Here is a 14,737-nt window from a genome sequence, read left to right as displayed (position 1 = left end):
ATATCCGATAAAGCTAGGCGCCGCCTGGTCCAGGCAATGAGAACAGCCGGACCTGCGGATCAACAAAGCAGGTCTGGTCCAGGCTTTACTCAAGCCTTTCCCCCCCACTCTTAAGTGTTGGCAACTCTAATGCCTTGCGCCGAGCCGATAATGTCAACGCCGGTCAGGGCCTGCCAGCGAATCTGAGCGACGCCTGGCGCACCACCTCCGGCAACTGCTGCACCCGGGCATAGCTTTCGCGCAGCCAGCTCGCATCGTTGCCGCCCTGCAGCACCTGGGCCAGCTCCTGCAAAGCGCTCTTGCCGGATGCCGGCGCATGGCCGGTGATGCGCCCCAGCGTCTGCTCGATATGCTCGCGCAGCGGCAGTTGCTCGCTGGTGGCAGGGTCCACATAGGTGCCGTCCAGACCAAAGCGGCAGGCCTGGAAGCGGTTATAGGTATAGACCAGATAGTCGTCTTCGCTGGGTTCGAAGGGCTGCTCACTGAGGAACCAGGCGCCCAGCGCCTGAACATAGGCCGCCAGTTGCGCCGCGCGATGGATGGACAGCGGCGTATCGAAGACACGAACTTCCACAGTGCCGAACTCCGGCTTGGGACGGATATCCCAGTAAAAGTCCTTCATGCTGTGAATTACGCCCGTGGCAGCCATCTTGACAAAATAGCGCTCGAAGTCTTCCCAGTGCAAGGCAAATGGTGCACGCCCCGAGAGCGGAAATGCGAACACCGAGTTCAGGCGCGCCGAGTCAAACGCCGTGTCCTGCCCCTGCACAAAGGGGCTGGATGCGGACAGCGCAATGAAATGCGGGATATAGCGCGAGAGCCGGTGCAGCATCATCAGCGCATCATCGGCACTGGGACAGCCCACATGCACATGCTGGCCGAAGATGGTGAACTGCTTGGTCAGATAGCCGTACAGCGCCGTCAGTTCCTTGAAGCGCGGCTTGTCGTAGATGCGCTGCTGGTGCCATTGCTGAAACGGGTGCGTACCGCCGCCGGCCAGCGCGATATTGAGCCGGTCAGCCGCCTTGACCAGGGCATCGCGTGTGACCGCCAACTGCTCATACGCGTCCTGTGCATCGCTACAAATGCCGGTCGAGATTTCGATCATGCTGGCCGTCACCTCGGGAACGATGGAGCCCGGAACCTTGGCGTTCTTGAGCAGAGCCAGCATATCGGGCGCATAAGGCGTCATATCGTAGTGATGGGTGTTGAGCAGCTGCAGCTCCAGCTCCACGCCCAGCGTCAACGCCTGAGATGGCGCGAATTCACCCAGACCATCGGCCGCTGCCGATTGAATGTGTTCGACTTCATGCGTCATGACGCCTCTCCCCTCTTTGCAAGGCTGCGCGGCCCACGCCCCGATGGGCATCGCCGCTGCGCCACAGCGCCGTGGCAGCCAGCAGCACACCCAGTACCTCACACAAGACAATCATGGGCAAGGCAATGGCCGCGAGCTGCTGGGCCACGCTGGCATTGAAAGCAGTCCACTGCGACACCAGAGCAGAGACCATAAGCAGGGCCACCCCCGAGAGCGCAAACTGTCCGCAGGCCACGGGCCACTGTCTGCGCCAGCCTATGGCCGTGCCGTGCCCCAATAGCAAAACTGCAGAAAATTTGCCGACTGCCCTTGCCAGTACGGCGCTAGCCACTACCGAAACAAGAGCGAACGACATGCCGACCTGGGCTGCCATACTGGCAACCAGTACAAACATCAGCAGATTGAGCATGGCATTGGCCGCCTGAAAGGCCTGGGGCCAGATCAATGGCATGGGACTGAGATTGCGCAGCATCAGCCCCGCAACCATAAAGCCCAGCGCGGCCGAACCACCCCATTGCTCTGCCAGCAGACAGACCGCAGTCATTGCCGCGAGCAGATAAAAGGCCGTGCTGTCGCTGCGCGATGACTGCCAACGCAACACCGGCCAAAAAGCGGCCGTGACCAGCAAGGCCCAGAACAGGGTCAGCAGCAGGCTGAGCAGCAAACGCCCCAGTCCCGCAGCCGAGAACTGCAGGCCGCCGCCCGCCGCAGCGGCGGCAGGAACAAATACTACCGTCAGCACCAGCGCCCCCAGCAGCGCCAGCAAGGTGCTGATGGTTGCCAGCAGCAGACTGCGATCCGTCACTGCACCGCTGGCACGCAAATCATCGGCAATGCGCAGCAGCACGGCCGGCGATGCCGCCATGGATATCACGCCGACGGCCAGCGCCACGGCCCAGCCCCAGCCGAGCGCCAGCAAGGCGGCGGTCACCACCACCAGAGTCAACAACGACTCGCCCAGGCTTTGCAGCAGCAGCCAGGGCTGACGCAGCAGCCAGGGAAGGGAAACTTGGGATGCAGCCAGCAACAGGCTCGCGCCCACGGCCAGCTCCAGCAGCAGCGCCGAACTGCCCTGCAAAGGCCAGGGCAGGTCACCAAACCCCACCCAGCCGGCCACCAGGCCGACCATGGTGTAGCCCAGCATGCGTGGATAGCCGGTAAAGCGATGAACCAGATGACCAAGCAAGGCGGCGGCCGAAACCAGCACGCACCAGCTCAGCAGCGGTGGAAAGCCAGCAGGCCAGATGCCCGCCTCCAGATTGCCGAACGGCATATAGCGCCCTCCTGTATCAAGACCCGGACAGTGCAACAAGTCGCGTCACCAGGGTTGGTGCAGGCAGCGTTGCGAAAGAGATGCGGTCAGCGCCGCGTGAAATCCCGGCCATGCGCCGGAATGCAACACCTGCTATTGCGCAACCAACTCTTCACCCACAGGATCAAGGCGGCCGCCACGCACGCCCCAACTCCTGTTGAGATAACGACAGAAACTATCTCGGAGCGCTACAAACATCATAGAGCTCCTGCATCCAATGGCGTTACAGGGTGTCAGCCTTCCGACATTTCTGTGACCGAATGCATTGCTTGGTGCAGTTTTGCAAACCAGCGGATCATGAAAAACGCCGGGCTCAACTCTGCGTTGACCCGGCGTAGGCATGTATGGCAAAACTGCGCTGTCAGGCTGGCAGCTTGCCGTCCTTCAGCAGCGCACCCACCAGCGCCACCCAGTAACGCATGCCCAGCGGCAGATTGGCGTCATTGAAGTCGTACTTGGGATTGTGCAGCGAGGCACTGTCCTCGCCATTGCCCAGCCAGATATAGACGCCCGGGCATTCCTGCGCCATGAAGGCAAAGTCTTCCGAGGCCATGCTGGGCACCATATCGCGGCGCACCTTGCCCTCGCCCAGCACGCTGGTCAGCACCTCGGCGCAGACTTCGGCATGCTGGGGGTTGTTGATGGTTGCGGGGTAGCTGACGCGGTAGTCGAGATGGGCCTCCAGGCCGTGCAGCGCGCAGGTCGCGGCAATCGCATCGCGAAAACGCTGTTCGATGCGCGCACGCTGAGGCATGTCAAAGCAGCGCACGGTGCCACGCAGCTTGATGACTTCGGGCATCACGTTATAGGTATCGCCGGCGTTGAAGCTGGTCACGCTAAGCACGGCCGGCTTGTGAACCTCCTGCTCGCGCGCAATCAGCGCGGGAAGATGAGTCACCAGTTGGCAGGCAGCCAGCAGTGCGTCCTTGCCCAGATGGGGCATGGCGGCATGGCAACCCTTGCCGGTCAGCGTCAGGTCAAAGATGTCGAAGGCCGCCATCACGGCCGTGGAATGCACCGCTGCCGTTCCCACAGGCAGGCCAGGCCAGTTATGCATGCTGTAGACCGCGTCCATGGGGAAGCGCTTGAACAAGCCGGCTTCGATCATGGCTCGCGCGCCACCTTCGTTTTCCTCGGCGGGCTGGAAGATGAAATGTACGGTCCCCGCAAAATCGGGCGCCGAGGCCAGAGCCTGGGCAGCCCCCAGCAACATGCTGGTATGGCCGTCATGGCCGCAGGCATGCATACGGCCGGCGTGCGTGGACGCATGCTCGCACTGGTTGAGCTCCGTCACATTCAACGCGTCCATATCGGCGCGCAGGCCGATGGATGGGCCTGCGCCCATATTGCCCTTGAGCACGGCAACCACACCCGTACCGGCCAGGCCGGTGTGCACTTCCAGACCAAAGCTCTTCAGCAATTCGGCCACGCGTGCGCTGGTGCGGTGCTCCTGAAACGCGGTTTCGGGATGACGGTGAAAGTCATGGCGCCAGGCTTGAAGTTCCTGCTGGCCGGGCCACTTGATGGTGTTCATCATGGTCGTGCTCCGGCTTTACAGCGTATGGACAAAGGTCTGGGCGATCAGGGTCGCAGCCAGGAACACACCGGCATTGGCCAGCAGCGAAACCACGACGATGCGCCAGCCCAGACGGCGGAAGGCCGGGATGTCCTTGGCCAGCGACAGGCCCGCGAACGTCAGCATGGGCGTGATCATGGCCAGGAAGTTGACCTTGCCGGTGAGCGCAGCCACTTCGGCGGCATAAGGCGTGAGCGGGAATGTCATGGCCATGGCGATGAACGAGATCCAGCACACGGCAGGCAGCATGCGGCGCGTGCCGACGTAGATCAGATCACCGACAAACACGGCAGCAATGATGAGCAGCACGCCGGGCAGCGCATCCATCACCGGCACGCCATGGCCGATGCGGTTGCCGATCAGCACCATGACGCCGACCAGGACCCAGCAAGCGAAGCGCATGCCCAGGCCCAGCGCCGGCACCTGTGCCTGCTCTTCGTCCTTGGCAGCCGACAGATCCACGGCCTGCTCCACCACGGCCTGCTTGCGCTTGCGGCCCAGAATCGGCTCCAGCCATTGATAGGCGCGCAAGGCCAGGGGCAGCGAGATGAACAGCGTCAGATAAGTGCCCACCGTTGTCGCGATCAGATTGGCGGCAGCGGCAAAGGTGGCAATCTGGTCGCTCATTTCGGGATGCTGGGCGGCGATCGCGCCCACGGCGGCGGCCGTCATGCTGCCCGAACCCACGCCGGCGCCCATGCCCAGGGCCAGCGGGTGGAAGATATTGAGGCTGGAGACAAAGCCGGCCAGCAGCGAGATGAAGATGGCACCGATCAGAGTGCCTGTGATGTACTCGGCCAGCACGCCGCGGCCTTCGGGCGAATCCATGCCGAAACGCTCGCCGATGATGGCCAGGCCCGGTTCACGGCCGATGGAGAACGTCGCGCCAATCGCTTCGCGCTTGATCCCCAGCAGCAGCGCCACGGGCATGCCCAGGGCCACGCAACCGACCAAGTTGCCCAACTCCTGCAACACCAGTCCCCAGCCGACTTCCGCCAGCTTGGGCAGCGAACCACCGACCAGCAGGCCCAGCTTGGCAATGAACAGGAACAGCGCGCAGGACAGCACGGCGGCGGCCAGATTCTGACTGTACAGGCTCAGTTGCAGCGGGCCGGGCATGCGCTTGCGCAGCAGACCCAGCACCAGGCCGATGAGCAGCGCCCAGATCATGGGCAGCAGCACCACCTTGCCCACGCCCAGCGAAATGGGCAGCGGCCCCAGCCACTCGGACAATGCCGCGATCACCAGCGCCAGCGCAAATACCTGCACCACGCTGCCCACATTCAACGCGGCCTTGGCCGGCTGCACCTCTGTACGCATCAACTTTCCTTGCACACGACGGCCGCTGCCGACGCGCTGAAATAGCTTTGAACCCTGAAAATGGGCACGGCCAGCCCAAGCTGGCGCTCACCCATGCGGGCGCTGAATATAACAATGCATTTATTGCATACGCATTCTTTTTCTGTTCTAAAAAAGTGAACATACGTATGAATACAGATGTAATTTGGCGACGACAATCACGGCATGTCCGCCTTTCAAGACTCCCGCGCCCGCTATCTGTTTGAAGCCGTCTACTGCGGCTCCGTTCGTGCCGCCGCCGAAAAACTGGGCATCGTGCCCTCGGCCGTCAGCCGCCAGATCAGCCTGCTCGAAGAGGAACTGGGCCTGGCTCTGCTGGAGCGCCATCGCAACGGCGTGGTACCTACCGAGGCCGGCCAGTTGCTGCTGGACTATCATCGCGAACACACGGCCCACCGCCACGACATGCTGGCCAAGGTCGATGCGCTGCGCGGGCTGCACAGCGGCAGCGTCAGCGTGGTCAGCGGCGAGGGTTTTGCACAGGAGCTTATCGACGGGCCCATACGCAATTTTCGCCAGCAATATCCGGGCGTCAGCATCTCGCTGGAAATTTACGGCACGACCGAGATCATGCGCCGGATTCGCGAGGACGCTGCCGAGATCGGCCTGGTCTACTACCCGCCCGCCGACAGCCATATCACCGCACGCGGTACGGCGCGCCAGCCCATGCACGCCATCGTCCACTCCCAGCACCCGCTGGTCAGCGCTGCCCAGACTTCGCTGCAGGAGCTCAGCCAATGGCCTATTGCCATGCTTCAAGGTGTGTATGGCATTCGCCAGCTCGTGGAATATGCCGAGCGCAAGGACAAGATCCACCTCAGCCCCGCGCTGACCAGCAATCTCATCAGCGTGCTGCTGGCCTTTGTCACCAGCGGCCAGGGCGTGACCCTGCTGCCGCCCTGCTCCGTCACGGCCGAGCTGGCAAGCGGGCGCCTGCGCGCCATTCCCATTCACAACCCTGCATTTCAGGATGCGGAGATGCAGCTCATCACCCGTACCGGCCGCCATCTGTCCCCGGCCGCCAATCGCTTTCTGCTGTATTGCATGCAGGGCATGCAGGCGTTCCAGGAACCATGAGCGGCGACCCGCAAGACTCCAGGTCAGGCCGCCTGAGCATGCTGAGGACGCTGCTGCACTTGCCTTAGACTGCACGCAGCATGCAAACCAGTCTGGCTCTCACTCCCTCGCAACTGAGCGAATTCCTTCTCAACGTCGCCACCGTACGCCCCGTGTTCATCTGGGGGCCGCCAGGCATCGGCAAATCGGCACTGGTACAGAACTTTGCGCAAAGCGTGGGGCTTGATTGCGTGTCCCTGCTGGGCAGCCAGCTCGCACCCGAGGACTTGCTGGGCGTGCCACAGATCATTGACGGCGTGACCCGCTTCTGCCCGCCCGCCATGATTGCGCGCGAGCAGCCTTATTGCCTGTTCCTGGACGAACTCAACGCCTGCAGCCAGGATGTGCAAAAAGCCTTCTACAGCCTGATTCTGGAGCGCCGCGTGGGCGAGTACCTGATGCCCGAGGGCTCCATCGTGATTGCGGCTGGCAACCGCGCCCAGGATTCCGCGATTGTGCGCACCATGTCCTCGGCGCTGATCAACCGCATGATTCACGTGCAGCTTAAGGTCAGCGCCAGCGAGTGGCTGCAATGGGCGCAGCAAGCCCAGCTGCATGCCCTGGTGCTTGAATACCTGGCCCAGCGCCCCGATCACCTGTGGAGCCAGCCGCCCAAACATGAAGAGGCGTTTTCCACGCCGCGCTCCTGGCATATGCTCAGCGACGCCTTGCTCTCCTACGGCGATGCGCTGAACCTACAGACGCTGGAAGCCCTGAGCAGCGGCTGCCTCACGCCCCAGCATGCGGCGCAGTTCAAGGCCTTCTACAAGCTGGCCGACGACCGTCACCGTCTGGACGCCATCTTCAAGGGCGACGCCAACTGGCCCCATGCGCCGCAGGACAGGGATGTGCTGTATTTCCTGGCCCAGGCCTTCCGTGCGCGTCTGCTCAAGATCCTGCCCGCCGACAAGCAGCAAAGCGGCGGCGAGCTGCAGCAGACCGTGCACCGCTCCAAGGCCATGCTCAAGGAGCTGGCCCAGATCAGCCTGGAAATGGCGCAGATCGTCACCGCCGAAAGCGACAGCCAGACCCTGCCCGCCTGGTATATGGTGGAAATCGTGCGCGACCTGCCACGCCTGGTGGAAGCGCGCGAAACGGCCAGAGCCTGATGGCCAAGCCCCCAACGCGCGAAACGCCAGCCACCCAGGCCTATACACAAGGCCTGGCCATGCTGCAGGCACACCCCATCTTTAGCGAACTCAGCCGCAGCCTGGGCTTTGTGCGCAGCGCCCATTCCCAGTGTCCGGCCCATGGCTGGGCGCAGGCCAGCCTCAACCACCAGCGCTTTACCGGCCAGATCGACATCCACCCCAAGCGCATGGCCAGTCCCGAGGAATGGGCATATTGCCTTGGGCGAGCCACGCTCAGCTACGCGCTGGAGCTGTTTCAGCGCGACCGCAGCCACTGGGCGCAATGGAGCGCGGCCTGCGACGTGGTCACGGCCCGCTTCATCCAGACCATCAAGCTCGGACGTCCGCCCGAAGGCATGGAATTACCCGACGGACTGCCCCAGCGCGACGAGGCACAGTGGTATGCCCAGTTCTGCGAACAGGGCATACCCGCCTGGGCGCAGGCGCTGAGTCTTGCCGGTCCCGGCCAGGGCGGCGCTCACCCCAGCCTGGCCTTGCCAGAGCAATGGCCTGAGCCGGCCTCATCCACCAGCAAGCCTCAGCCGTACTGGCGCAGGTACGGCAACTGGCCCGAAATGTTTGCTGCGGGCCTGGCTCGCTCCGTCACCCAATCCGTGGAAATGGCTGCGGGCGTGCGCCGCGAGTTTGGCCAGAGCCTGCCTGCCAGTAGCGCGCTGGACCGCGCACGCCACTGGTTCATGGACAGCTTTCCGCTGCTGGGCAGCATGGTCGCGGCGTTTGACATCATGGAGGACGCCAGCATCTGCGAGCGCGAGGACATTGCCGTCGCCGCGGTCGACGAGATGCTGCGCATCATCTACATCAACCCCGGCCCGCACCTGTCCGAGCTGGAGCTGCGTTTCGTCATCGCCCACGAAGTCCTGCACGTCGCCCTGCGCCATCTGCCGCGACGGCGCGGGCGCGAGCCGTTTCTCTGGAACGTGGCCTGCGACTTCGTCATCAACGACTGGCTGATTCAGATGGACGTGGGCCAGCCGCCGGGCATAGGCCTGCTCTACGACCCGGAGCTGCGCGGACTCAGCGCGGAAGAGGTCTACGACCGCATCGCGGGCGATCTGCGCCGCATGCGCAAGCTGCGCACCCTGGCCGGTGGCCAGGGCGACATGCTGGAGCGCAATGTGGGCGGCCAGCGCAAGGCTGGCGACTACACCGATATCGACGAATTCTGCCGCACCCAGCTGGGCAAAGGCTTGCTGCGCCATGAGCAAGACGCACGCGGCCTGCTGCCTGCGGGATTGATCGAGGAAATCCGCGCGCTGCTACAGCCGCCGATTGACTGGCAGGTGGAGCTGGCGCGCTGGTTCGACCACCATTTCCCGCCCATAGAGACGCGGCGCAGCTATGCCCGCATCAGCCGCCGTCAAAGCGCCACGCCCGATATTCCCCGGCCCCGCATTCAGGCCGACAGCCGCTGGCTGGAAGGCCGTACCTTCGGCGTGCTGCTGGACACCTCGGGCTCCATGGAGCGCCATGTTCTGGCCAAGGCACTGGGCGCCATCGCAAGCTACGCCGATGCCAAGAATGTGCCCGCCGTGCGCCTGATATGCTGCGACGCTGCCGCCTACGATCTGGGCTATCTGCCAGCCGCAGACATTGCCCAGCGCATCGCCCTCAAAGGCCGTGGCGGCACCGTGCTGCAACCAGGCGTGGATCTGCTGCTCCAGGACGACGACTTTCCCAAGGACGGCCCCATCCTCATCATCACCGATGGTCAATGCGACCAGTTGCGCGTGCCGCGCGAGCATGCCTATCTGCTGCCGCCCGGCCGCAAGCTGCCGTTTCGCACGGCTGCGCCCATCTTTGTGATGGACTGAAATCCAGCCAGGCTCATGCAGCGCATGCCGTCCATATCGGCGTGCAAAGGCCTCTCAATCCGCACCTGGGCGACCCACTACTGCTTTGCGGCTAGGCTTGGTGCTTGCTATTTTGAAAGAAAGCCAATCCTTGAGCACGACGACATTGCCCTCTTGCCCCCAATGCGGCCTGAACAACACCTACCCCGATGGCGATCTGCTGATCTGCCCCGACTGCGCCTATGAGTGGTCGGCCCATGCAGAAGCCATTGCCGATGAAGACAACGGCCCCCGCATCATCAAGGACGCCAACGGCACGCCGCTGGCCGACGGTGACAGCGTGCTGCTGGTCAAGGACCTGAAGGTTAAAGGTTCCTCTACCGTCATCAAAAAAGGCACCAAGATCAAAGGCATTCGCCTGGTCTATGACAACGGCGACCATGACGTGGACTGCAAGACGGATCAGGGTCCATTCATTCTCAAATCCGAGTTTCTGAAAAAAGCCTGAGGCAGCACTCCCCATCGCTGAACCCAGCGATCCACCCAACGCCCGGAGCCATGCCGGGCGTATCCGCTGGCACAATGTGGCGGCTCAAAAGCTCTGGCAACCCGCTTGTGCAAATAGAAGCCCAACTGGCTACTTTCCGCGCTGGCCGTTATCAAAATACATACTCGGCCACATCAGCTATCCGCAGATGAAACGGCTGTCTGCCCCCGTGCTAGTGCGAGTTCAGGCGCAGCATGGCTCTCGATGGCGCACGCCATCGCCGCGCAAGCCTGCAGCATCTTCCGCTGCCTTGCCGCAGCAAGGCCGACCCTAAGGCTTACCCTCGGATGTCATGATCTGGCAACTGAATTGCGGCATGCGTTAAGTCCATTCAGGGCACCAGCCCTACATTGCCCCTTCGAACACCTTGATTTCTGCCCCCGCAGAGGTCAAGACAGGCTGATGCATACCTGTGCGCAGCCAGGTCCAGGCCATGAAGGGCAATAGCAGGAAATGAACCGGGAACTCGAAGGCAAGCAATCCAATCACTGGTCACAACCACAGTCTCCGCCGTGACCTCGTGAGTTTCAGGCAGCAAGACTTGGCAGCCTGTGCCCCACGGCTTGATGCTGTGGGCCTCTGCGCAGTTCCCTGTATTCAAGACAACAACAAAAGCCCGGCATAGCCCTAGCACAGCGGCTTGCAGCGTCTACGTCGTGATGCTGCAAGACGTGCCGCAAGGAACCGCCCAGCGCCCCATACCAACTTCCAAGAGACAAGCATGACCCCAAGCGCGACGACCATTTCGGGCGCAACGCCCAGGCAGGACACCAGCCACGACATCGATGCAGACAACGCGCTGTATGCCAAGGTCAGTTGGCGGCTGCTGCCCCTGCTGCTGATCTGCTACATGGTCGCCTACCTGGACCGCATCAACATCGGCTACGCCCAGATCCAGATGAAGCAGACGCTGGATTTCGGCGACGCCGCCTACGGCTTTGGCGCAGGCCTGTTCTTCATAGGCTACTTTCTGTTTGAAGTGCCCAGCAATCTGCTGCTGGAGAAGATTGGCACGCGCAAGACGCTGATGCGCATCATGCTGGTCTGGGGCGTCATCGCCACCGCCATGGCCTGGGTCTCCACTCCCATGCAGTTCTATGTGGCGCGCTTTCTGCTGGGCGCCTTCGAAGCCGGCTTCTTTCCCGGCGTCATTCTCTACTTCACCTACTGGTACCCCTCGGCACGCCGTGGCCGCGTGATCTCCATCTTTCTCTCAGCCGTCATGGCCATGGCGATTGCGGCCGGCCCCTTGTGCGGCGCCATTCTCAAATATATGGATGGCATCGACGGTCTGCATGGCTGGCAGTGGCTGTTTCTCATCCAGGGCCCTCCCGCCTGCATTCTGGGTCTGATCCTCTACTTCTATCTCCAGGACAAGCCGAGCGACGCCGGCTGGCTGACAGACGCCGAAAAAGCGCGCCTGCAACACAACATCGCCAACGACGGCGGCCAAGTTGCTCATCATGGCGGCCACGGGCACAAGGCGGCCCACAGCAGCGCCTCTCTGGGCCAGTTGCTGCGCGACCCCAAGGTCTATGCCCTGTCACTCGTGTATTTCATGATGCACGGTGCAACCTATCTGTTTGTCTTCTGGATGCCGACCGTGATTCAGGGCCTGGGGGTGCAGGACGTGCTGCATGTCGGCATCTACTCGGCCATTCCCTTTGTCGCAGGCTTCTTCGGCATGATTGCCTTCGGTGCCAGCTCCGACCGGTTCCGCGACCGCCGCTGGCATTTGTTCATCGCCACCGGCCTGGCCATTGCCGGCCTGATCGTCACCCTGCAGATGCACGGCCATCTTGAGGGCTCGCTGATTGCCCTGGCCTTCACGCTGATCGGACTTGCGGCCCTGCCCCCTCTGTTCTTTGCCCTGGTCAGCGACTATCTGTCACCGGCCGTGGCCGCCGGCGGCATAGCGCTCATCAGCAGCCTGGGCAATCTGGGCTCGGCCGCCAGCCCCACGCTGGCCGGCCTGCTGACCCAGCACACAGGCAACCGGCACTACAGCATCTATCTTGTGCTGGTCATGCTGATCCTCTCGGCACTGGTGCTGATGGTGACAGTGCGCGACTCCAAGGCCAGGCGCAGCTAAGCCATCCCCGGACGCGCTTGCCAGGCAGCGCCCGACCTGGATCTATCTGGCTGGCTGATTCGATGCCGAACGCAGAAAATTCATTAAAAACGATCGCTAACACTTACCTGTAAAGCGTTAGCAGCTATTAAAATCATTCCTCAAGCTGCGCTTCGGCCAAGGGATTCGCCTTGTAACTCAGCCAGCCTGCCGCCACAGATTTGCCCGCAGCAGCGCCTGCGCGGCGGTCGTTGGGGTGCGAGCGCCCCTCGCTCACCACCACTTCGGCAAAGTCAAACGGGCTCATGCCCGCTATGCAAGCCACATTCACACCGTACTGATGCGGCGACGAGCGTCGCTGATGGAAGGTATAGATGCCGCAATGCTTGCAAAAGAAATGCTTGGCCTGCCCGGTGTTGAACTGGTAGAGCGTCAGCGCATCCTGTCCCTGCAGCACCTCGATTCCGCTCAAATCAGCCGACACCGCCACGGCCCCGCGCATGCGGCAAAACGAACAATTGCAGCGCCGCGCGGTGTTCAGGCCATCGCTTAACAGAACGGTAAAGCGCACTGCGCCGCAGTGGCAGGCGGCCTGGAGCGGTCGGGAAAAATCGCGGCTGGGGCTAAGCATGGGTTTGTCTCCATCAATACGGTTCTTATATGCTGGCGCTGAATCAACGGCATCCAATATCGGTCAAATCAAGCTCAAGCGCTCATGCAACAAGCGCAAGAAGCTATGAATCTTAAAAACTTCCCGATCGGGAAATTTTTAACTTGCCGCAACTGATTTAAATACATATTTCCCGTTCGGGAAATTTAACTGGCATCGCTGCGCTCCGCTCTAGGTGTGAAATCACGCGTGTGCTCAGGCCAAGCGCCTCAGCGTCAAGGCGCAGCGCTGCTCTATCAGCTGCACGATCTGCGTCACCACGGCGTTGCCCGCAAAACCGTGCGGTGGCGTGGCCTGCAGCTTGCGCGCGGCAGCGGGTAGTTCGTTCGCCAGCTGTTGCAAACGCTTGCGAGTCGCCGCCTTGGCAAGGCCTGCTTCTTCCGCAAACTGCTCCCAGTGCCTGGCCTCCAGCTCGCTGAACTTGTATTTGCTGCCAATCTTCATTGCCATCTTGGGCGTCAGCTGGGGGTAAATCGCTGTAGCCAGCAGGTCGTAGAACGGTGCCAGCACGGGCGCCCTTCCCCCATAAAGCAGCGAGAAATTCTTGCCATGGGCATCATGGTTGCCAATCAAGGCATTGAAGATCGCCCCATCCAGCAGCCGCAGCACCTGAGGCGCGCTGGGCCGGGTCACGCTGCGCAGCAGGGCAAAGCATTGCGCCAGGCCCGGCCCTCCCTCGTTCTGGTACTTCAGCTCGGGCACCACGCCCAGCGCCTGGCAAAAGTCTTCCTGATGCAGACGTTGCAACTGCGGCTGGTGCAGATCTTGAGCATTCAGCTCCCGGTCATAGCGCTTCACCAGCAAAAACGAGCGGCCCAGCACGCTCTGGATTCGGGCATTGGCAGGCCGCAGCCCCATGACCTGGGCCAGCAGCATGCAAAAGCCTTCATTGGCCACACTGTCCTCCACCGCATGGATGGCGGGCTTCAAGATATGCGAGCTGGGAGCGCCGTTGCGCGGCAGACCGATACGCACTGCGCCCGGAATGCTCTCGTCCACCACCACGGGCAACTTGTCCTGCGCCCCTGCCAGCGATAGCCGCAGCCCGTCATCTCCCGCCAGCATGGGGCGACGCGGCAGCTCGTCCAGCAAGGCGAGCAGCTTTTGATCGCTGAGCCACTCCACATCACCCGGTGCCCCGGTCGCCCCAGCCCTGTTAGTCTGCGGCAAGGCCTGCCCCGGCTCCAGAAAGGTCACGGCCCCCGCGCATTCGCCGCCAATATGGTCCAGCAGCGCAAAATCGTTTTGGCCCGACACCTGAAACTGCTGGGCAATCAGGCGCCGCATCTGCCCCTCGGGCAGCAGACCGGCGAAGAACGGCCGGGTCTGATGATCGTCAAAAGGTTTAGCCTGCAGCGGCAGCGACTGCGATAAAGCCGTGGCCTGCGGCAGCGCCAACCAGTCGGTCGCATAGGCAAAGCTCAGCCGCCCATGCACCAGCGACAGACTGCCGACGCGCCCATCAAACAGCCAGACTTCGAGTTCATGCTCCATGGCGTGTGCCCTCAGAAGCTGTATTCGGCAAGCCGTCCAACTGCAACTCCCCGCCCAGCGCATCGATCACCCGCAGCACATGCTCCAGTCGCACCGTGGGCTTGCCAGCCTCGAGATCCACAATAAAACGCGTGCCCACGCCTGCGGCCAAGGCAAGCTGGGGCTGGGTCAGCCCCAGTTGTTTACGGGCGGTGCGCAAGGCCGCGCCCAGTTGCTCGGTTGTTTGGATGGTGGACATAAGATGATCTAGCCTGGAAATTCCCGTTCGGGAAATTATGAAGCAGAGCACGCGGAAAAGGAATCGATATTTCCTGATCGGGAAACTCATTG

At 62.3% G+C, this 14,737-nt stretch carries 12 protein-coding genes; 5 read left to right on the top strand and 7 right to left on the bottom strand.

What is annotated here, in order from left to right:
• Positions 1–163: 163 nt before the first annotated feature.
• The 4 genes from JAO85_RS02995 to JAO85_RS02980 all read right to left on the bottom strand — a co-directional run bounded on the left by JAO85_RS02995 (position 164) and on the right by JAO85_RS02980 (position 5,526).
• On the bottom strand, positions 164–1,318 hold the full coding sequence (locus tag JAO85_RS02995) for a YbdK family carboxylate-amine ligase (RefSeq protein WP_012838324.1): 1,155 nt from the start codon (positions 1,316–1,318) through the stop codon (positions 164–166).
• Positions 1,308–2,591, bottom strand: coding sequence for a cation:proton antiporter (locus tag JAO85_RS02990; protein ID WP_012838323.1), 1,284 nt, complete (start codon positions 2,589–2,591; stop codon positions 1,308–1,310). Before JAO85_RS02990 ends, JAO85_RS02995 begins: the two co-directional genes overlap by 11 nt.
• Before the next feature lie 400 nt (positions 2,592–2,991).
• The gene (locus tag JAO85_RS02985) at positions 2,992–4,167 is read right to left on the bottom strand and encodes a M20 aminoacylase family protein (protein ID WP_046462437.1); all 1,176 of its coding nucleotides are present in this window, start codon (positions 4,165–4,167) and stop codon (positions 2,992–2,994) included.
• Positions 4,168–4,182: 15 nt separating this feature from the next.
• Complete coding sequence (locus tag JAO85_RS02980) at positions 4,183–5,526, bottom strand: DUF3100 domain-containing protein (protein WP_202787417.1); 1,344 nt, start codon at positions 5,524–5,526, stop codon at positions 4,183–4,185.
• Positions 5,527–5,730: 204 nt separating this feature from the next.
• On the opposite strand from JAO85_RS02980, the gene JAO85_RS02975 reads away from it, so the two are divergent.
• From JAO85_RS02975 to JAO85_RS02955, 5 genes are all read left to right on the top strand, one after another.
• On the top strand, positions 5,731–6,642 hold the full coding sequence (locus tag JAO85_RS02975; protein ID WP_202787416.1) for a LysR family transcriptional regulator: 912 nt from the start codon (positions 5,731–5,733) through the stop codon (positions 6,640–6,642).
• A gap of 80 nt (positions 6,643–6,722) precedes the next feature.
• Positions 6,723–7,790: an AAA family ATPase gene (locus tag JAO85_RS02970; protein ID WP_054074237.1), complete on the top strand. Its 1,068-nt coding sequence runs from the start codon at positions 6,723–6,725 to the stop codon at positions 7,788–7,790.
• On the top strand, positions 7,790–9,646 hold the full coding sequence (locus JAO85_RS02965) for a hypothetical protein (protein ID WP_039051037.1): 1,857 nt from the start codon (positions 7,790–7,792) through the stop codon (positions 9,644–9,646). Before JAO85_RS02970 ends, JAO85_RS02965 begins: the two co-directional genes overlap by 1 nt.
• A gap of 130 nt (positions 9,647–9,776) precedes the next feature.
• Complete coding sequence (locus JAO85_RS02960; RefSeq protein ID WP_034362530.1) at positions 9,777–10,133, top strand: zinc ribbon domain-containing protein YjdM; 357 nt, start codon at positions 9,777–9,779, stop codon at positions 10,131–10,133.
• A 760-nt stretch (positions 10,134–10,893) separates the two neighbouring features.
• Positions 10,894–12,264 (top strand): MFS transporter, encoded by a 1,371-nt coding sequence (locus tag JAO85_RS02955; RefSeq protein ID WP_012838316.1) that lies wholly within the window; start codon positions 10,894–10,896, stop codon positions 12,262–12,264.
• 133 nt (positions 12,265–12,397) lie between these two features.
• Here the strand turns inward: JAO85_RS02955 and JAO85_RS02950 are convergent, their stop codons facing one another.
• From JAO85_RS02950 to JAO85_RS02940, 3 genes are all read right to left on the bottom strand, one after another.
• Positions 12,398–12,874: a GFA family protein gene (locus JAO85_RS02950; protein WP_080746107.1), complete on the bottom strand. Its 477-nt coding sequence runs from the start codon at positions 12,872–12,874 to the stop codon at positions 12,398–12,400.
• 234 nt (positions 12,875–13,108) lie between these two features.
• On the bottom strand, positions 13,109–14,407 hold the full coding sequence (locus JAO85_RS02945; protein ID WP_202787415.1) for a type II toxin-antitoxin system HipA family toxin: 1,299 nt from the start codon (positions 14,405–14,407) through the stop codon (positions 13,109–13,111).
• A complete protein-coding gene (locus JAO85_RS02940) occupies positions 14,397–14,645 on the bottom strand; it encodes a helix-turn-helix transcriptional regulator (protein ID WP_087864253.1) in 249 nt (82 codons plus the stop codon). Before JAO85_RS02940 ends, JAO85_RS02945 begins: the two co-directional genes overlap by 11 nt.
• Positions 14,646–14,737: the final 92 nt, after the last annotated feature.

The organism is Comamonas sp. NyZ500 (assembly GCF_016772095.1).
Lineage (GTDB): Bacteria > Pseudomonadota > Gammaproteobacteria > Burkholderiales > Burkholderiaceae_C > Comamonas > Comamonas thiooxydans.
Note: the sequence above shows the minus strand (reverse complement) of the source record. Positions and strands in the feature narration are given on the sequence as shown.

Coding starts and splice junctions, on each gene's coding strand:
- JAO85_RS02945 (WP_202787415.1), bottom strand. CDS start 14,407: ATGGAGCATGAACTCGAAGTCTGGCTGTTTGATGGGCGCGTCGGCAGT.
- JAO85_RS02955 (WP_012838316.1), top strand. CDS start 10,894: ATGACCCCAAGCGCGACGACCATTTCGGGCGCAACGCCCAGGCAGGAC.
- JAO85_RS02980 (WP_202787417.1), bottom strand. CDS start 5,526: ATGCGTACAGAGGTGCAGCCGGCCAAGGCCGCGTTGAATGTGGGCAGC.
- JAO85_RS02950 (WP_080746107.1), bottom strand. CDS start 12,874: ATGCTTAGCCCCAGCCGCGATTTTTCCCGACCGCTCCAGGCCGCCTGC.
- JAO85_RS02975 (WP_202787416.1), top strand. CDS start 5,731: ATGTCCGCCTTTCAAGACTCCCGCGCCCGCTATCTGTTTGAAGCCGTC.
- JAO85_RS02965 (WP_039051037.1), top strand. CDS start 7,790: ATGGCCAAGCCCCCAACGCGCGAAACGCCAGCCACCCAGGCCTATACA.
- JAO85_RS02940 (WP_087864253.1), bottom strand. CDS start 14,645: ATGTCCACCATCCAAACAACCGAGCAACTGGGCGCGGCCTTGCGCACC.
- JAO85_RS02995 (WP_012838324.1), bottom strand. CDS start 1,318: ATGACGCATGAAGTCGAACACATTCAATCGGCAGCGGCCGATGGTCTG.
- JAO85_RS02990 (WP_012838323.1), bottom strand. CDS start 2,591: ATGCCGTTCGGCAATCTGGAGGCGGGCATCTGGCCTGCTGGCTTTCCA.
- JAO85_RS02985 (WP_046462437.1), bottom strand. CDS start 4,167: ATGATGAACACCATCAAGTGGCCCGGCCAGCAGGAACTTCAAGCCTGG.
- JAO85_RS02970 (WP_054074237.1), top strand. CDS start 6,723: ATGCAAACCAGTCTGGCTCTCACTCCCTCGCAACTGAGCGAATTCCTT.